Origin of the sequence: Burkholderia lata, assembly GCF_000012945.1 — a bacterium.
Lineage (GTDB): Bacteria > Pseudomonadota > Gammaproteobacteria > Burkholderiales > Burkholderiaceae > Burkholderia > Burkholderia lata.
In genome coordinates this window covers 386,187-403,314 of record NC_007511.1, presented here as the reverse complement: position 1 = coordinate 403,314, position 17,128 = coordinate 386,187, and the positions used below count along the sequence as shown (strand labels likewise).

At 66.1% G+C, this 17,128-nt stretch carries 15 protein-coding genes, 1 pseudogene and 1 riboswitch; of the genes and pseudogenes, 7 read left to right on the top strand and 9 right to left on the bottom strand.

Annotated elements, in window-relative coordinates:
* Nucleotides 1-25 precede the first annotated feature (25 nt).
* Both BCEP18194_RS24635 and BCEP18194_RS24630 read right to left on the bottom strand, forming a co-directional pair.
* On the bottom strand, nucleotides 26-1,642 hold the full coding sequence (locus tag BCEP18194_RS24635; protein WP_011353984.1) for a S53 family peptidase: 1,617 nt from the start codon (nucleotides 1,640-1,642) through the stop codon (nucleotides 26-28).
* A gap of 248 nt (nucleotides 1,643-1,890) precedes the next feature.
* On the bottom strand, nucleotides 1,891-2,517 hold the full coding sequence (locus BCEP18194_RS24630; RefSeq protein ID WP_011353983.1) for a LysE family translocator: 627 nt from the start codon (nucleotides 2,515-2,517) through the stop codon (nucleotides 1,891-1,893).
* Nucleotides 2,518-2,651: 134 nt separating this feature from the next.
* Between BCEP18194_RS24630 and BCEP18194_RS24625 the strand changes: the two genes are divergently transcribed.
* Nucleotides 2,652-3,116, top strand: a complete 465-nt coding sequence (locus tag BCEP18194_RS24625; protein WP_011353982.1) for an Lrp/AsnC family transcriptional regulator — start codon at nucleotides 2,652-2,654, stop codon at nucleotides 3,114-3,116.
* A gap of 130 nt (nucleotides 3,117-3,246) precedes the next feature.
* Here BCEP18194_RS24625 and BCEP18194_RS24620 read toward each other — a convergent pair whose 3' ends face one another.
* Entirely contained in the window at nucleotides 3,247-4,158 is a 912-nt protein-coding gene (locus BCEP18194_RS24620) for a LysR family transcriptional regulator (protein WP_041493453.1), read from the bottom strand.
* Nucleotides 4,159-4,297: 139 nt separating this feature from the next.
* Here BCEP18194_RS24620 and speB point away from each other — a divergent pair, with 139 nt between their 5' ends.
* A complete protein-coding gene (gene speB, locus BCEP18194_RS24615; protein ID WP_011353980.1) occupies nucleotides 4,298-5,254 on the top strand; it encodes an agmatinase in 957 nt (318 codons plus the stop codon).
* Between the two features lie 54 nt (nucleotides 5,255-5,308).
* Nucleotides 5,309-6,634: an MFS transporter gene (locus tag BCEP18194_RS24610; protein WP_011353979.1), complete on the top strand. Its 1,326-nt coding sequence runs from the start codon at nucleotides 5,309-5,311 to the stop codon at nucleotides 6,632-6,634.
* Nucleotides 6,635-6,765: 131 nt separating this feature from the next.
* On the opposite strand, the pseudogene BCEP18194_RS42125 reads toward BCEP18194_RS24610, so the two are convergent.
* The 3 genes and pseudogenes from BCEP18194_RS42125 to metE all read right to left on the bottom strand — a co-directional run.
* Nucleotides 6,766-6,945, bottom strand: a pseudogene (locus BCEP18194_RS42125) (hypothetical protein); the annotation flags it as partial.
* A complete protein-coding gene (locus tag BCEP18194_RS24605; protein WP_011353977.1) occupies nucleotides 6,923-7,357 on the bottom strand; it encodes a hypothetical protein in 435 nt (144 codons plus the stop codon). The gene BCEP18194_RS24605 and the pseudogene BCEP18194_RS42125, both read right to left, overlap by 23 nt.
* The gene (gene metE, locus BCEP18194_RS24600) at nucleotides 7,354-9,648 is read right to left on the bottom strand and encodes a 5-methyltetrahydropteroyltriglutamate--homocysteine S-methyltransferase (RefSeq protein ID WP_011353976.1); all 2,295 of its coding nucleotides are present in this window, start codon (nucleotides 9,646-9,648) and stop codon (nucleotides 7,354-7,356) included. Before metE ends, BCEP18194_RS24605 begins: the two co-directional genes overlap by 4 nt.
* Nucleotides 9,649-9,775: 127 nt before the next feature.
* Here metE and BCEP18194_RS24595 point away from each other — a divergent pair, with 127 nt between their 5' ends.
* Entirely contained in the window at nucleotides 9,776-10,684 is a 909-nt protein-coding gene (locus BCEP18194_RS24595) for a LysR family transcriptional regulator (protein WP_041493167.1), read from the top strand.
* Between the two features lie 22 nt (nucleotides 10,685-10,706).
* On the opposite strand, the gene BCEP18194_RS24590 is transcribed toward BCEP18194_RS24595, so the two are convergent.
* Nucleotides 10,707-11,429 (bottom strand): CbtA family protein, encoded by a 723-nt coding sequence (locus tag BCEP18194_RS24590; protein WP_011353974.1) that lies wholly within the window; start codon nucleotides 11,427-11,429, stop codon nucleotides 10,707-10,709.
* 13 nt (nucleotides 11,430-11,442) lie between these two features.
* Nucleotides 11,443-11,652, bottom strand: a complete 210-nt coding sequence (locus tag BCEP18194_RS24585; RefSeq protein ID WP_011353973.1) for a CbtB domain-containing protein — start codon at nucleotides 11,650-11,652, stop codon at nucleotides 11,443-11,445.
* Nucleotides 11,653-11,685: 33 nt separating this feature from the next.
* Nucleotides 11,686-11,823, bottom strand: a riboswitch (cobalamin riboswitch).
* A 49-nt stretch (nucleotides 11,824-11,872) separates the two neighbouring features.
* On the opposite strand from BCEP18194_RS24585, the gene BCEP18194_RS24580 reads away from it, so the two are divergent.
* The 3 genes from BCEP18194_RS24580 (at nucleotide 11,873) to BCEP18194_RS24570 (ending at nucleotide 15,395) form a co-directional block, all read left to right on the top strand.
* The gene (locus BCEP18194_RS24580) at nucleotides 11,873-12,460 is read left to right on the top strand and encodes a histidine phosphatase family protein (protein WP_011353972.1); all 588 of its coding nucleotides are present in this window, start codon (nucleotides 11,873-11,875) and stop codon (nucleotides 12,458-12,460) included.
* A gap of 175 nt (nucleotides 12,461-12,635) precedes the next feature.
* Nucleotides 12,636-14,228: an inorganic phosphate transporter gene (locus BCEP18194_RS24575; protein ID WP_011353971.1), complete on the top strand. Its 1,593-nt coding sequence runs from the start codon at nucleotides 12,636-12,638 to the stop codon at nucleotides 14,226-14,228.
* Nucleotides 14,229-14,651: 423 nt separating this feature from the next.
* Nucleotides 14,652-15,395 carry a 2OG-Fe(II) oxygenase gene (locus BCEP18194_RS24570; RefSeq protein WP_041493452.1) on the top strand — a complete coding sequence of 248 codons (744 nt, stop codon included), beginning with the start codon at nucleotides 14,652-14,654 and terminating at the stop codon, nucleotides 15,393-15,395.
* A 275-nt stretch (nucleotides 15,396-15,670) separates the two neighbouring features.
* On the opposite strand, the gene BCEP18194_RS24565 is transcribed toward BCEP18194_RS24570, so the two are convergent.
* Entirely contained in the window at nucleotides 15,671-17,095 is a 1,425-nt protein-coding gene (locus BCEP18194_RS24565; protein WP_011353969.1) for an MFS transporter, read from the bottom strand.
* Nucleotides 17,096-17,128 lie beyond the last annotated feature (33 nt).

The following is a 17,128-nucleotide window of genomic DNA, read 5'->3' as shown; positions in this document are numbered from 1 at the left end:
CACGGAAAGACGTGTACCGCGGCCGTCAGCTCGACGGCTTGCGCGTCAGGATCGCGGCGAGCTGCGCGCCGTTCGGGCTGCCGAGGCCCGTGCACGCATCCCAGCCCTGCGCGGCCGCATACGTGCCGTTCGAGCCCTGCGTGATGTCGCGCAGCGCGCCCGGATTCTTGTAGAGCACCGGGTTGACCCAGCCGGCGGTCGCACCGCCCGCTGCGCCCGCCGCCGCACTCGCCGCCGCATTGATCCGCGCGATCAGCGCGGCCCACAGCGGTGCGACCGCGCTCGTGCCGCCCATCACCGTGGCCGTGCCCGCGATCGACACTTCGTAGCCCGTCTGCGGCGACGCGTCGCCGGCAACGTCCGGCACGCCGCGCTTCGCGAGCGGTGCGCTGCTGCCGTCGGCGCGCGCGACGGTGAGCCCCTGCTGCCACGCCGGCAGGTCGAACAGCGTGCTGACGCCGCCCCCGCCCGCGCCGCCGCCGGCCGCCTCGTCGTTCCACGTGACTTCGCTGCGGATGCCCTGCCCGGGCAGCGCGTCGAGCTGCGTGCCGCCGCAACCGAGCACGTACGGGCTCGACGCGGGGAAATCGACATGATCGGCGCCGTCCTGCAGCCCGTCGCCCGAGCCGCTGTCGCCGGATGCCGCGCACACCGTGATGCCCTGCGCGGCCGCCGCCTGCAACACGCGGTTGAACGCCTGCGCGGACTGCGTCTGCCAGATCGCTTCCGGGCCGCCCCAGCTGATCGAGATCACCGACGGCTTGTTGGTCGTATCGCTGACGGCCGCGTTGACGGCCTGGATGAAGCCCGCGTCGCTGTTCGCCGCGAAGTACACGGCGATCTTCGCGGCTGGTGCAATCGCGCCGGCGATCTCGATGTCGAGCGCGACTTCGCCGTCCGGGCCGCTCGGGTCGCCGGTCGGCGTGTTGCGGCCGGTGCCGACGTTCACGTCGACGAGCGTCGGCGGCGTCGTGATGCCGAGCCCGCGGAAATACTGCTGGATGTCGGCCGCGCGGTAGCCGCCGCCGAGTTCGATGATCGCGATGCACTGCCCTGCGCCGTCGCCGGCCGGGAAGCCGTACAGCGATGCCAGCTGGATCGGGGTGAACGTGACGCCCGCCGCGCCGCCGCGCGCGGGCTTGAACGGCGGACGCAGCCGGAAATGCGGCCGCGCCTGCGGACGGCTGTCGAGGCCGAGCACGGCCGTGACGGCGTCGCCGAGATCGTCGGGCAGCGCGATCGGGCCGGAGCGGCCGCGATACTGGCCGATCGACTGATGCTCGAAGCGCTCGAGCTTGACGCCGAACGCCGCTTCGAACTGCTGGATCGTGCCGGACAGCACGACGACGCTTTCAACGGGATCGACGCGATCGATCGTCAGCTGGTGACGACGCGCGAAGTCCTCGGCCTTGCGAATATCGTCGGGATTGGCGGAAAAGCGTTGCGCGAAGGTGGCACGCGACACCGGTTTCGCTTGCGCGTCGCCGGTGGCGAGCTGGTGAAGCAGCGTATCGAGTTGCCCTTCTTCCTGCCGCCGCAACATGATCGTGACGTGGATGCGTTCTGCCGGATCGCACGGGCCGAGGCACTTGGACTCGGCGACGATTCGGGGTTCACGGTCGGCGTGAAGATGCCTTGCCATGTTCAGACCCTCCTTGGTACCGCGTTGCACGGAACAGCCAGGAAATCGGACAGGGCCGGCGGGAGACGGTTCCGTTCGGTCGGTCGGGTTCGCGCAGCGCGAAGTAACAGGGAGTTTAGAACAGTCAGACGATTTGCGCGCACGCCCTTCTGCGACGGGGCGCACACGCGGGCCGGCGTTGCGCGCGGCCGTCATCCGGTGCGGCGACGCGCCGCGCGACTTGCGCCGGCGCGACGCCGCGTCGGCACTCAGTCCATCGACAGGCGCAGCGCGAAGCCGATCAGCGCCGCGGAAAACGTCCAGCGCTGCATCGTCTGTGCGAGCGGATGCGCGCGCATCCACGCGGCGATCCGCGACGCACCGAACACGCACGCGAGGTCGAAGCACACGCCGGCCGCCACCAGCAGCGCGCCCAGCTCGAACATCTGCAGCACGACCGGCCCGGCCTCGGGGCGCACAAACTGCGGCAGCAGCACCGAGCAGAACAGCAGCGCCTTCGGGTTCAGCAGGTTGGTGAGCAGGCCCTTCACGAACGACTGGCGCAGCTCGCCCGCCGTCGCTGCCGCGTCGCCATCGCCGAGCGCGAACACGGGCGAACGGAACACCTGGATCGCGACATAGGCGAGATAGAGCGCGCCGCCGTAGCGGATCACTTCATACAGCCACGGCGCGCTGCGGATCAGCGCCGCGACGCCGCAGGCGGACAGCGTCACGTGCGCGGTGCGCGCGAGCGACAGGCCGGCGGCGGCCGCCATCCCCGGCCGCACGCCGCGGCCGATGCTGGTCTGCAGCACCAGCGCCATGTCCGGCCCCGGCACCGCATAGATGGCCGCCAGCGCGGCGAGATAAATCAACAGCAAATGCGTGGAAATCATGGTCTGCCCCTGTCCTCTTACGACGATATGTTGCCGCCAGGGTGCGAGGGATTATTGGCCATATTTGGTTCAGGATTGGCGATCCTTAGGGGAATCCGCCACAATCACCTAATCCGCACCAGGAATCCGCCAACATGACCGAACTCGACAAAACCGACCGCGCCATCCTTGCCGCGGTGCAGCGAGACGGCCGCCTGCCGATCGCCCGTCTCGCCGACACCGTGGGCCTCTCCGAGACCCCGTGCGCGCGGCGCCTGAAGCGTCTCGAAAACGACGGCTACATCGAGCGCTACCGCGCGCAGTTGTCGCGCCAGGCGCTGGGGTTCGGTGTCGTCGCATTCGTGCTCGTGCGGTTCGCGACACACGACCGCAAGACCGCCGACCGCTTCGAGCGGGAGGTGCTCGGCATCGAGCGGATCCTGGCGTGCCACAACGTGGCGGGCACGGCCGACTATCTGTTGCAGGTGGTCGCGCGCGACCTCGACGACTACGGCACGTTCCTGCGCGAATCGCTGCGGATGCTGCCGGGCGTGACGTCGATCGAATCCGCGCTGTCGCTGCGCGAGGTCAAGCACGACGCGGGGTTGCCGGTGCCGTGATGCGAGCGGGCGGACGGCGCACGCAAGCCGAACCCGGCGTCCGATCCATCACTTCGACGCCGATCGATGTGGACAGCGTCGGGCGGGCCGCGCCGGCGCAACATTCGTTCACATTGTTGAGCCCGGCGGCTTAAGCGATGTCGGGCGGCTGGTGCGCGCGTTCGAGATCCTCGAGAAACGCTTCCACGAGCGGATTGCCGCGCCCATTGCGCGCGACGACCATGTGGAACGTCACGTCGTAGCGCAATTGCTCCGGATTGAGCGGCGTGAGCAGCCCCTGCGCGACGTACGGCGCCGCGAAGTGCTGCGGCAGATAGCCGAGGTGGTGGCCGGACAGGATCAGCAGCGCGACGGCCTCCATGTTGTCGGCGGTCGCGGTCACGCGGTCGGGCGTCGTCGACATCTGCGCTTCGGGTAGCGGATACGAGCGCCACGCCCATTCGAAGCCCGCGACGTCGGCCGGCGTCAGCGCACCGGCGCCGTCGAACAGCGGATGGCCGCGGCCGCAGTAGGCGACCTGGCGCTCGATGAACAGCGGTGTGTAGTGCAGCGTCGGCACCCGGTGCCAGAAATAGCCGACCGCGATCTGGATCTCGTCGCTCAGCAGCTTCTCCTCGAGATCGCCCGGCGCACGCACGGAGATCGAGAAACGCACGGCCTCGTCGCGGGTGCGGAACGCGGCGATCGCCTCGGCGATCCGCGCGTTCTGGCTCACCGGCGTATGGCCGATCAGGCCGATGTGCAGCGTGCCGACCAGCTGGCGGTCCATGTGCCGCGCCGCCATCCCGAATTCGTCGAGCGCGGCCAGCAGCTTGCGGCTCATCGCGTGAAAGCGCTCGCCCTTCGGCGTGAGCCGGAAACCGCTGCGGCCGCGCTCGCAGAGCCGGTAGCCGAGCCGCGTCTCGAGCGACGACAGCTGCGCGCTGATCGTCGACTGCCCGACGTTCAGCACGGCCTGCGCGGCCGATACGCCGCCCGCGTCCGTGACCGCGAGAAACACGCGGATCAGCCGCAGATCGAGGGTCGACAGATTCCCCAGCACGTTCATCCCCTTCCATACATCGATGAAAATCGATGTTTACGTCGATATCTTCGCATTCTTCTTTCCCGGCGGAGCGCGTAAAACTGTGCGCCAAGCCGCGTCGCATGATACGGCAACCCCACATCGGAAGAGACAGCCCATGAACGACCACACCCATTTCCAGCCGCTCGGCGGCAATGAAATGCCGCGCTGCGGCGGCATCGCGACGATGATGCGCCTGCCGCACGTGGCGAGCGCCGAAGGCCTCGACGCCTGTTTCGTCGGCGTGCCGTTCGATCTCGGCACGTCCAACCGCACCGGCGCGCGCTTCGGCCCGCGCCAGATCCGCACCGAATCCGTGCTGCTGCGCCCGTACAACATGGCGACGCGCGCCGCGCCGTTCGATTCGCTGCAGATCGCCGACATCGGCGACGTCGCGATCAATCCGTACAACCTGCACGATTCCATCGCGCGCATCGAAGCCGCGTACGACGCGATCCTCGAACACGACTGCAAGCCGATCACGCTCGGCGGCGACCACACGATCGCGCTGCCGATCCTGCGCGCGATCCACCGCAAGCACGGCAAGGTTGCATTGATCCACGTCGATGCACACGCCGACGTGAACGACACGATGATGGGTGAAAAGATCGCGCACGGCACGCCGTTCCGCCGCGCGGTCGAGGAAGGCCTGCTGCACGGCGACAAGGTCACGCAGATCGGCCTGCGCGGCACCGGCTACGCGGCCGAGGATTTCGACTGGTGCCGCGAGCAGGGCTTCCGCGTCGTCCAGGCGGAGGAATGCTGGAACAAGTCGCTCGCGCCGCTGATGGAAGAAGTGCGCGCGCGCGTCGGCGACACACCCGTCTACATCAGCTTCGACATCGACGGCATCGACCCGGCCTACGCGCCGGGTACCGGCACGCCGGAAATCGCGGGCCTCACGGTGCCGCAGGCACTCGAGATCATCCGCGGCGCGAAGGGGCTGAACATCGTCGGCTGCGATCTCGTCGAAGTCGCGCCGCCGTACGACCCGTTCGGCACCACGGCGCTGCTCGGCGCGAACCTCGCGTACGAGCTGCTGTGCGTGCTGCCGGGCGTCGCCTACCGCGACTGATCCCCGCGCCGCCACCTATTCCAAATCAGAGGATTCAGAGGAGCACACATAAAGATGGGGACTTCCGTCAAGCAACCCAAGCGGGCGGCGCTCGCGTCGTTCGTCGGCACCACGATCGAGTGGTACGACTTCTATAGCTACGCGACCGCCGCCGCCATCGTGTTCGGGCCGCTGTTCTTCCCCGGCGAAAACCGCTTCATCAGCCTGCTCGCGTCATTCGGCTCGTTCGCGGTCGGTTTCTTCGCGCGGCCGCTCGGCGGCGTGATGTTCGGCTACCTCGGCGACCGCTTCGGCCGCAAGCGTTCGCTGCTCGCGACGCTGATGCTGATGGCCGTGTCGACCGTCGCGATCGGCCTGCTGCCGACTCATGCGCAAGCCGGCGTGATCGCACCGATCCTGCTCGTGCTGATGCGTGTGCTGCAAGGCATCGCGGTCGGCGGCGAATGGGGCGGCGCGGTGCTGCTCGCCGGCGAGCATGCGCCGGAAGGCAAGCGCACGTTCTTCGCATCGTTCGCACAGCTCGGCAGCGCAAGCGGCCTGATCCTGTCGATGCTCGCGTTCGGTGCGATCAGCACGCTGTCGAAGGAAGACATGATGAGCTGGGGCTGGCGCGTGCCGTTCCTCGCGAGTTCCGTCCTGCTGATCGTCGGCTTCGTGATCCGCGCGAGCGTGTCCGAGTCTCCCGAGTTCGAGGAAATCAAGAAGAGCGGCAACATCGCGCAAAAACCGCTGCGCGAAGCGCTCAAGTACTGGCCGCTGCTGCTGCTCGCGATCGGTGCAAACGTGTACGGCATCGCCGGCGTGTATTTCAGCAACATCTTCATGATCAGCTACGCGACGCAGTTCCTGTCGCTCGACCGGTCGATGGTGCTGCATTGCATGACGATCGTCGCCGTGCTGCAGTTCGTGGTGCAACTCGCGGCCGCGTTCCTCGCGCAGCGCTTCGGCACCACGCGCGTGCTGCTGATCACCGGCGCATGGGCCGCGATCGTCCCGTTCGTGATGCTGCCGCTCGTGCACATGGGCACGCCGCTGTCGATCACGGTCGGCGTCGGTCTCGCGACGCTCGCGGAATCGGGCTACTACTCGGTGGTCGCGGGCTTCGTCAGCGGCATCTTCGTCGCACGCATCCGCTACACGGCGATCTCGATCGCGTACCAGGTGTGCGGCGCGCTCGCCGGCGGCCTCACGCCGCTCGTCGCGACCATCATCGCGCAGAACACCGCGCCGCAATGGTGGCCGCTCGCGCTCCAGTACACGAGCGCCGCGATCGTGTCGTCGCTGTGCGTGTGGCTGATCTCGCGCCGCGTGAGCATCGACGATGCGGGCGCGCCCCGCAAGACGGTCGACACGTTGCCGCACGCAGCACGCACTGCGTAACGCGTACCGGTCAGGCGGCTTCGCCTGCCCGCATCTCGCACGAAAAAAAAGGGCGACCCGGGTCGCCCTTTTTTCTTTCCATGTTCCGGCCGCCTCGCACACACCGTCATCGTCGATGCCTCGCAGTGCAGATGAATGTTCGGGTCGTAGAAGAAGCGCGTGTAGTCGATGCCCGATGCGAGCATCGCGTCCATCACTTCTTCGCCCGAGCATGACGCGCGGCACGAACGCAGCAATCCCTTGCGCTGGCCGCCGGGAAGCCGTGTACGTTCCTCGGGGTCGTCGTGTTCACTCCGCGCCGAAGAGCGTATTCCGAAGGACGTCACGCATCGCACTGTCCGCATGCTCGGCGCGTCTTTTCGCCGTATCGAAATCCGGGGAGCCGCGGTCGGTGTCGACCAGCGCAGCCTGTGCGTCGTCGCTTGAAATCCACGCACCGGCGATCGCACGCAATGCGTCGCGGTCGCGACGCAGCAGCCGGGTCACGACCGCGCGACCGATCTCCTCGTACATCGCCCAGCAATCGTCGCTATCGTCTTCGAGCGCCCGCATCAGCCGCCCGATTGCCTCGTTCGCTGCATGACTCACCTGGTACACCTCCCGCTCCTGATCTAACCGTAGAAATGATGCGTCCCGGGGCCTGCCCGGGACGGCCTCGACCGGTGCCCCACCCGCCGCCGGATCGTCGATCTCGACGGCTGGCACACAGCGTTCGCGCGTCATTGCACCTGGTTGCGCAGCGTCTTCGCGGCGGCGACCATGTTCGTCAGCGCCGGAATCACTTCCGCCCACTGGCGCGTCTTCAGGCCGCAGTCCGGGTTCACCCACAGGCGTTCCGCCGGAATCCGCTCGGCCGCCTTCTTCATCAGGCCGACGATGTGTTCCTGCGTCGGGATGTTCGGCGAGTGAATGTCGTACACGCCCGGCCCGATTTCGTTCGGATACTTGAAGTTGTCGAACGCGTCGAGCAGCTCCATGTCCGAGCGCGACGTCTCGATCGTGATGACGTCCGCATCCATGTCGGCGATCGACGCGATGATGTCGTTGAACTCCGAATAGCACATGTGCGTGTGGATCTGCGTATCGTCCTGCACGCCGTTCGCGGTGATGCGGAACGATTCGACCGCCCACTTCAGGTACTCGCCCCACTGCGCGCGGCGCAGCGGCAGCCCTTCGCGCAGCGCAGCCTCGTCGATCTGGATCACGCGCACGCCGGCCTTCTCGAGGTCGAGCACTTCCTCGCGGATCGCCAGCGCAAGCTGGTAGCACGACACCGAGCGCGGCTGGTCGTCGCGCACGAACGACCAGTTCAGGATCGTCACGGGGCCGGTCAGCATGCCCTTCATCGGCTTGTTCGTCAGCGACTGCGCATACGTGATCCACTCGACCGTCATCGCCTTCGGGCGGCTGATGTCGCCGAACAGGATCGGCGGCTTCACGCAGCGCGAACCGTACGACTGCACCCAGCCGAACTGGCTGAACGCGTAGCCGTCGAGTTGCTCGCCGAAGTATTCGACCATGTCGTTGCGCTCGGCTTCGCCGTGCACGAGCACGTCGAGTTCGAGCGACTCCTGTTCGCGGACGCTGCGTTCGATCTCGGCCTGCATCGCCTTCCGGTAACCGGCTTCATCCAGCGTGCCGGCCTTGAACTGGCTGCGAGCCTGGCGGATTTCGCCGGTCTGCGGGAACGAGCCGATCGTCGTCGTCGGGAACGCCGGCAGGTTCAGGCGTGCCGACTGCTTCGGCGCGCGCTGCGTATAGGGGCTCACGCGGTTGCCGAGCTGCGCGTCGATCCGGGCGATTGCAGCCTTCACCGCCGGGTTGTTCACGCGCGGCGAGTGGCGACGCGAATGGATCGCGGCGGCGTTCGCGGCCAGCGCATCGGCCACCTTGTCGCGGCCTTCGTTCAGTGCGGTCGCGAGCACCTTCAGTTCGTCGAGCTTCTGCAGCGCGAACGCGAGCCACGAGCGGATTTCCGCATCGAGCTTTTCCTCGCTCGCGAGATCGACCGGTACGTGCAGCAGCGAGCACGACGGTGCGAGCCACAGGCGATCACCCAGTCGCTTCGCGAGCGGCTCGAGCCAGTCGAGCGTCGCGTTCAGGTCCGTCTTCCAGATGTTGCGGCCGTTGATCGCGCCCACCGACAGCACGCGCTCGGCCGGCAGTTCACGCGCCAGCGCGTCGACTTCGTCGCGTGCGTTGATCGCATCGACATGCAGGCCGTCGACCGGCAACGAGGTCGCGAGCGCCAGGTTGCCCTGCAACTGGCCGAAGTACGTCGCGAGCAGCACCTTGATCCGACGCGTTTCGAGCGCAGCGTACGCGGTCCTGAAGGCTTGCTGCCATGCCGCGTCGAGTTCGGTGACGAGAATCGGTTCGTCGATCTGCACCCATTCGACGCCCTGCGCGGTCAGCGTATCGAGCAGCGCGCCGTACACCGGCAGCAGCTTCGGCAGCAACGCGAGGCGGTCCGAATCGTCCTTCGCCTTGCCGAGCCACAGGTACGTGACCGGGCCGACGATCACCGGCTTCGCGGCCACGCCCTGCGCCTGCGCTTCCGCCAGTTGCTGCAGCAGGCGCGACGGGTCAAGCGAGAAGTTCGTGTCCGCGTGGAACTCCGGCACGATGTAGTGGTAGTTCGTATCGAACCACTTCGTCATTTCGCCGGCCGACACTCCGCCGCAGCACGCGGCGTGCTCTTCCGCCGACTGTGCCGAACGACCGCGCGCGACGCGGAAATAGTTGTCGAGCGCGTCGCCGTGGAAGCCCTGCACGCGCTTCGGCAGGTTGCCGAGCGTGAAGCTCATGTCGAGCACCTGATCGTAGAACGCGAAGTCGCCGACCGGGGCCAGGTCGAGGTCGCGCTGGTCGTTCCAGTGACGCTGGCGCAGCTCGGCGCCGAGCGCCTTCAGCGCGCCGCGCGACGATTCGCCCTTCCAGTAGCGTTCAAGACCGAACTTGAGTTCGCGCTTGGCGCCAATGCGCGGAAAACCGAGGTTGTGTGTCGTGACCATGAGCGCCGTCCAGAAGAGAAATTGAAGGTCCGGCAATCATCATAGGGATTTCAAATCATGAAATAAAATGGCATTATTTCATTCATCCATTAAAGTTATTCATGCATTCGTTGCGCGAGCGAAATCCATGCTGGAACGATTCCATCTCGTCGTCATTCGTGAGGTCGAGCGCCAGGGCTCGCTGACCGCGGCCGCCAATACGCTGCATCTCACGCAATCGGCGCTCAGCCATACCGTCCGGAAAATCGAGCAGCAGCTCGGCACGCCGATCTGGGATCGCGAGGGTCGCGGCCTGCGGCTCACGCAGGGCGGGCAGTATCTGCTGAAGCTGGCGAACCGGCTGCTGCCGCAGTTCGAGCTCGCCGAGGAGCGGATGAAGCAGTACGCGAAAGGCGAGCGCGGCACGCTGCGCATCGGGATGGAGTGCCACCCGTGCTACCAGTGGCTGCTGAAGGTCGTGTCGCCTTACCTGTCGCGCTGGCCCGACGTCGACGTGGACGTGAAGCAGCGCTTCCAGTTTGGCGGCATCGGCGCGCTGTTCGGCTATGACATCGACGTGCTCGTGACGCCCGATCCGCTGAACAAGCCGGGCCTGCGCTTCGACCCTGTGTTCGACTACGAGCAGGTGCTGGTGGTCGCCGATTCACACCGGTTCGCGAACGCCGACTACGTGACGCCCGAACAGCTGACCGACGAGATCCTGATCACTTACCCGGTCGAAACCGACCGGCTCGACATCTACAACCAGTTCCTGACGCCGGCCGGCATCGTGCCGAAGCGGCACAAGTCGATCGAGACGACCGACATCATGCTGCAGATGGTCGCGAGCGGGCGCGGCGTGGCCGCGCTGCCGAGATGGCTGGCCGACGAATACGCCGACCGGATGCCGGTCGTGCCGGTCAAGCTCGGCAAGAAGGGAATTGCGAAGCAGATCTTCCTCGGCATCCGCGAAGCGGATGCGTCGATCGACTATCTGGCCGCGTTCGTCGCGCTGGCGCGCGAATCGACGTGGAGCGCGCCGCGCATGCTGCGCTAGACGCGCCCCGTTGCGATGCGCGTCAGGCGGCGCGCATGCCGACGCGTTCGGTGCGTTCGACCCATGCGCCGAACAGCAGGCCGATCGTCGTCCACGTGATCACCTGCATGCCGATCGCCGCGACGCGGAACTTCCACAGCACGGCGGCCGGGAACGCTGCCGGCACTTCGTTGATCGACGGCAGCCCGAGCTGCACGGCCGCGATGATCGCGACGAACACGAGCCCCGCGACAATCGACGCGTTCCATTGGCCGAGCTTTGCCAGCAGGTGGCGGCGCACGTTGACCGAGAACACCATCGTCGCGATCGAGATCGCAATCATCAGGAAGAACAGGCCCGTGCGATAGCCGATCGTGTCCGGGTCGCCGACCGACGGCGGATTGGCCGGGTACTTGATGTTCGGCACGATCACGAGGGCGATGAACGCAGCCAGCGCGAGCCACGCGGCCAGCGGCCGTGCCGGGAGGCGGCTGCCTCGGCCATACGCGTACGCAAAGACCAGCGAGAACAGTCCGCCGAATGCCGCGCCGTAGGTCACGACGCCCGTCAGCAGACCGAGGCCGGCCTGCGTGTGGCGGCTCACTAGCTCGGGTTCCGGCGCGTCGCCCTTGGCGGCATCGAGTTTTTCTTCAAAGGAGATTGCCTGATCGACTTGCGGTTCGCCGACGACTTTCGCGAAACCGAACGTGAGAAGGCCTGCGGCGATGCCTGCGAGCATCCCGCGCATGAGCAGCTTTCCGACCATCATGAACTCCGCGTCAGTGGCAGGGGAAGCCGAGCAGATGGCGACCGTCGTGGACGAATTCGTGGACGTACATGCCCGGCACGAGCGACGTCGCACCCTGTTCCGCGCCGACGAAGTAAATCGCGAGCAACAGGATCAGGCCGACGAACACGGCCCACGGCAACAATTCACGGACGGGGATGGGCGCCGGCACGACCGCCGGCTTCAGCACTGCTTCGCTCATGGATGCACCTCAGGGGAATCGCGCCCCGACAAATGTTGGATGGGTACGAAGGCAGGTCTGGCTTCCGGGATCATGGATCACCGGTTACAGTGGCGCGACCGCGCCGGAATTGAACCGGCTTCCGCGTTTCGTATCGGGCGAATTGTACGCGCGAACGTTCGCGTATTGAAGCGGCGACAGGTGAACGAACGCACCCGTCCCGGGTCATCCGAAACACGACATGAACATGCATGCCTCGCTGCGCCTGATCGCACACGCATCGACCCGCGCGATGCGTACCGGCACGTTTCCCGACGACGATCCGCTCGACGCGCACGGGCTCGCCGAAGCCTTGGCACTGCGCGACCGGTGGACAGGCGTGACCGGCGCGCTCGTGTTGTGCAGCCCGGCCCGCTGTGCGGTGCAGACCGCCGATGCGCTCGGCCTGCACGCCGACGTCGATGACGCACTGCGCGACATCGATTACCGGAACTGGCGTGGCAAGCGGCTGCACGACCTCGCGCGCGACATGCCTGACGAATTGAGCGCGTGGATCGGCGATCCGTCCGCGTCGCCGCACGGCGGCGAATCGTTCGACGCAGCGATGCGCCGTGCCGGCACATGGTTGAACGCGCTGCAACACGGCCGCGACATCGTCGCCATCACGCATGCGCCGATCGTTCGCGCGGCCGTCGCGCATGCGCTGCGGATGGATCCCGGCGCGGCAACCCGCATCGACGTCGCACCGCTGTCGTGCACGACATTCGCTGCGTCGCCGCACGGATGGATGTTGATCGCCGACGACGATCGGCGCGACACTGCCACATAGCCTCCCGCCGTGTTGCGTTCACTTTGTGGACCACGACGCAAGCCGATGCGTCGCATCGTAATCGCGACGCTCACCTTACGTCGCTGTAAGACACTCCGTTCGTTGTCCCTGCTGTCATCAAACTGACTGCTAGCCGAAGCTAGGATCGGTCGCGGTTCCCTTACGAGATACCGTCATGAATCAACCTGCTTCGTCTACCCCGAACAATTCGGGTTCCGTCGAGCGCACCAGGCAGCTCGGCTATGCCGTCTTCCTGCTGGTGCTCGCGATCGGTGCAATCTATATCGCCACGCACCTGATCGACGATCTGTCGCCGATGCGCGAAGGATCGCTGTTCCCGTACCTGATGCTCGGCGCCGCGCTGCTGATCGCGCTCGGCTTCGAGTTCGTCAACGGTTTCCACGACACCGCGAACGCGGTGGCCACCGTGATCTATACGCACTCGCTGACGCCGAACGTCGCGGTGATCTGGTCCGGCCTGTGGAACTTCCTCGGCGTGATGATCTCGAGCGGTGCTGTCGCGTTCGGCATCCTGCAGCTTCTGCCGGTCGAGCTGATCCTGCAGGTGGGCAGCGGTGCGGGCTTCTCGATGGTGTTCGCGCTGCTGATCGCCGCGATCGTGTGGAACCTCGCGACCTGGTATTTCGGGTTGCCGTCGTCGAGCTCGCATACGCTGATCGGGTCGATCATCGGCGTCGGGCTGATGAACCAGCTGATGCACGGGCCGTCCGGCACGAGCGGTGTCGACTGGGGCCAGGCGCTCGGTGTCGGCAAGTCGCTGCTGTTCTCGCCGATCGTCGGCTTCCTGTGCGCGGCGCTGCTGCTGCTCGTGCTGAAAACCCTCGTGAAGATTCCGGAGCTGTACAAGGAGCCGCCGAAGGATCAGCCGCCGCCGTTCTGGATTCGCTGCCTGCTGATCCTGACCTGCACCGGCGTGTCGTTCGCGCACGGCTCGAACGACGGGCAGAAAGGGATGGGCCTCATCATGCTGATCCTGATCGGCACGGTGCCGGCCGCCTACGCGCTGAACAAGGCCGTCACGCCGGCCGAGACGCAGACCTTCGTAGCGGTCGCGAACCAGGCAGCCGCGACGTTCGGGAAGTACACGAACGGCGTCGCACCGTCCGCGAACCCGCGCGCTGACGTCGAGCTTTACGTCCAGCATCGCGAACTGACGCCGGCCGTGATCCCCGCCGTGCAGCAGTTGTCCACGTCGCTCGCGACCGCGGTCGGTGCATCGGGCTCGATGGCGGCCGTGCCGCAGCGTGACGTCGACAACGTGCGCAACACGATGTATCTGGTATCCGAAGCAATCCGCCTGATCGAGAAGTCCGGTCAGCCCGCGTTCGCCGCCGACGACAAGCTCGCGATCGACAACTATCGCAAGCAGCTCGACCACGCAACCAAGTTCATTCCGACTTGGGTGAAGGTTGCGGTCGCGATCGCACTGGGCCTCGGCACGATGGTGGGCTGGAAGCGGATCGTCGTGACCGTCGGCGAGAAAATCGGCAAGCAGCATCTGACGTACGGACAGGGCGCGTCGGCCGAACTCGTCGCGATGCTCACGATCGGCGCAGCCGACGTGTACGGATTGCCCGTATCGACGACGCACGTGCTGTCGTCAGGCGTCGCAGGCACGATGGCGGCGAACGGATCGGGCTTGCAATGGGGCACGGTGCGCAGCCTCGTGCTGGCGTGGGTGCTGACGCTGCCGGCGTCGATCGTGCTTGCCGGCGGACTCTATTGGCTGTTCCGGTCGGTGGGATAAACGGTGATTCGGCGGGGGGCCGGCGACAGCCGGCTGCCCGCTGCAGAAGATTCGACCCTCGCTTCTTCGCTTCTTCGCTTCTTCGCTTCTTCGCTTCTTCGCTTCTTCGCTTCTTCGCTTCTTCGCTTCTTCGCTTCTTCGCTTCTTCGCTTCTTCGCTTCTTCGCTTCCTCGCTTCCTCGCTTCCTCGCTTCCTCGCTTCGCCAATTCGACTCGTCGAGGCATCCGGTGCGTCCATGCCGTCGTGGGCGTTCACCCTCTTTCTTTCCCGAATTGAAGCGCAAGATCTGGAGCGCGCTGGCGCATGGACATCCGTAGACTGGGCGCATCAACATTTACCGTGGGCGCCACCGTGCGGACAATGCGGCCGACGCATTCCGCACGGCTGAATGGCGCCACATTGCTGACGAACCGAGGTACGCCCGTGAACATTGCCGACCTGCAACCTGCCGTCGAATCGCTGGAAATCGCGCAACGCGTCAACGCGATCGACTGGACGACTGTCGATGCCGATCTCGATCGCTACGGATGCGCGCGCGTGCCGGGCCTGATCTCGGCAAGCGAGTGCGCGACGCTCGCATCGCTCTATCCGCGCGATGCGCTCTATCGTTCGCGCGTCGTGATGGCGCGGCACGGGTTCGGTCGCGGCGAATACAAGTATTTCGCGTACCCGCTCCCCGCGATCATCGCCGAGCTGCGTGCGACGATCTACCCGCATCTCTCGCCAATCGCGAATCGCTGGAACAAGGCACTCGGGATCGACGTCCGCTATCCGGCAGACCACGCGACCTTCCTCGATCGCTGCCACGCAGCAGGACAGACGCGACCGACGCCGCTGATCCTGCAATACGGCGCCGACGACTACAACTGCCTCCATCAGGACCTGTATGGCGAACATGTCTTTCCGCTTCAGGTTGCGATCCTGCTGTCGGCACCGGGCAGCGATTTCACTGGCGGCGAATTCGTGCTGACGGAACAGCGACCACGCATGCAGTCGCGTGCGGAAGTGGTGCCGCTGACGCAAGGCGACGCCGTCATCTTCGCCGTGCACGGCAGGCCCGTGCAAGGAACGCGCGGCGTCTATCGCGTCAACCTGCGCCACGGCGTCAGCCGGATTCGGAGTGGCCATCGCCACACGGTCGGCATCATCTTCCATGACGCACAGTGACGGCTATCGGAACGAGCACGACGCTGTCGCGCCATCCGCCATGCAGGCGGATTCTCGCGGGCAATACCGCGCATCCAGCGATGCCAATCGCGCGTGATCGATCAGGGTTCTTCGCGAACGGGTGTCACCAGGCGATCAGTTCGGTCATCCACCATGGGAGATGACCTTTTCGCTTCTCGTCAAAACGTCGCTATATGCTGGCCGCATGTTTCGCGTGAGCGACAGAGAGCCCAGACACTCACCTATCGCAGCGCACAGTCGACAGAAAACCCGGCCTACCCACGCGCCGCATTCGCCCGCAGCCGGTCGCCCGCATCTGAGGCGAGCCGTGCATAGCCCGGCAACGTCAGCAACGCGAGCACGCCCGCCGCGACGAATGCCCAGCGAAAGTCGTCAAGCACGTAGTGCATGCCCGCCGCATCACCGCGCACCAACGCAGCGAGTCGCAGCGACAACGCACCGAACGCGATGCCCATCCCGATCGTCATCTGCTGCGCGGCGCTCCACAGCGTGCTGGCCGCACTTGTCTGCTGAGCCGGGATATCCGCATAGGCCAGCGTCGCGAGCGTCGTGAACTGCATCGAGCGCGTCAGTCCGTAGACAAATACGACAAATAGCGTAATCGCGAGTGGCGTCGAGGCAGTCAGCCAGCCGCATGCGATCGTGAAGAGGCCGACTATCGTCACGTCGACGAGGGCGACGCGCCGGAAGCCGAAGCGGTCGAGAATCCACGACGTTCCCGCCTTCATCCCGAGATTGCCGAGCGCGCTCGCGAGCAGCAGCAGGCCGGATTGGAACGGCGACAGCCCGAAGCCGATCTGGAACAACAGCGGCAGCAGGTACGGCACAGCATTGATGGCCATCCGCGTAATCGACCCGGTGATCACCGTCACCGAGAACGTCGGCACGTTCAATGTCGTGAAGTCGAGCAACGGATGCGCGCAACGTCGCGCGTGCCACCACGCGGCGATGCCGAACAGCACGCTCCCGCCCACCAGGACAGCCGCGCGCGTAAAGTGGACGTCCTGCTGGCCGGCCGCTTCCGTGCCGATCAGCAGGCAGGTCAGCGCACCTCCGGCGAGCACGAAGCCGCCCCAGTCGAGCGGCCGTTGCTCGTCGGCCCGCGTGTTCCGGACGATCAACCACGTGCAGGCCAGCGCGGCGATGCCGAACGGAACGTTAAGCAGGAAGATCCATCGCCATGACGCATAAGTCGTGATAAAGCCGCCGATCGGCGGCCCGACGACGGGCGCGACGATGCCTGGCCACGTGATCGTCGCGATCGCACGCATCAACTTCGCCTTCTCGGTGCTGCGCACGACGATCATGCGCCCGACCGGCACCATCATCGCCCCGCCGACGCCTTGCAGCAGGCGCGCAGCGGTGAACGTCACGACGCCCTCGGACAACCCGCACAGCACCGACGCACCTGTAAAGACGACGATTGCACTGGCGAACACGGTGCGCGAGCCATAGCGGTCCGCGATCCAGCCGCTGATCGGGATGAACACCGCCAGCGCCAGCATATAGGCCGTCATCCCGAGACTCAGCGCGTTCGGCCCGACGCCGAACGAGCGTGCCATTTGCGGCAGCGCGGTCGCGATCACGGTCGTGTCGAGGTACTCCATGAAGAACGTCGCGGCGACGAGATACGGCAAGAAGTCGGTCGTCCGACCACCTTGGGCAGGGCTGTCAGTCATGAACGATGCGGGAGACGGAATGCGGAGGACACC

Bases quoted from the DNA above. Each gene is read 5' to 3' on its own strand.
- BCEP18194_RS24635 (WP_011353984.1), bottom strand. From the start codon at position 1,642: ATGGCAAGGCATCTTCACGCCGACCGTGAACCCCGAATCGTCGCCGAG.
- BCEP18194_RS24630 (WP_011353983.1), bottom strand. From the start codon at position 2,517: ATGATTTCCACGCATTTGCTGTTGATTTATCTCGCCGCGCTGGCGGCC.
- BCEP18194_RS24625 (WP_011353982.1), top strand. From the start codon at position 2,652: ATGACCGAACTCGACAAAACCGACCGCGCCATCCTTGCCGCGGTGCAG.
- speB (WP_011353980.1), top strand. From the start codon at position 4,298: ATGAACGACCACACCCATTTCCAGCCGCTCGGCGGCAATGAAATGCCG.
- BCEP18194_RS24610 (WP_011353979.1), top strand. From the start codon at position 5,309: ATGGGGACTTCCGTCAAGCAACCCAAGCGGGCGGCGCTCGCGTCGTTC.
- BCEP18194_RS24605 (WP_011353977.1), bottom strand. From the start codon at position 7,357: ATGACGCGCGAACGCTGTGTGCCAGCCGTCGAGATCGACGATCCGGCG.
- metE (WP_011353976.1), bottom strand. From the start codon at position 9,648: ATGGTCACGACACACAACCTCGGTTTTCCGCGCATTGGCGCCAAGCGC.
- BCEP18194_RS24595 (WP_041493167.1), top strand. From the start codon at position 9,776: ATGCTGGAACGATTCCATCTCGTCGTCATTCGTGAGGTCGAGCGCCAG.
- BCEP18194_RS24590 (WP_011353974.1), bottom strand. From the start codon at position 11,429: ATGGTCGGAAAGCTGCTCATGCGCGGGATGCTCGCAGGCATCGCCGCA.
- BCEP18194_RS24585 (WP_011353973.1), bottom strand. From the start codon at position 11,652: ATGAGCGAAGCAGTGCTGAAGCCGGCGGTCGTGCCGGCGCCCATCCCC.
- BCEP18194_RS24580 (WP_011353972.1), top strand. From the start codon at position 11,873: ATGAACATGCATGCCTCGCTGCGCCTGATCGCACACGCATCGACCCGC.
- BCEP18194_RS24575 (WP_011353971.1), top strand. From the start codon at position 12,636: ATGAATCAACCTGCTTCGTCTACCCCGAACAATTCGGGTTCCGTCGAG.
- BCEP18194_RS24565 (WP_011353969.1), bottom strand. From the start codon at position 17,095: ATGACTGACAGCCCTGCCCAAGGTGGTCGGACGACCGACTTCTTGCCG.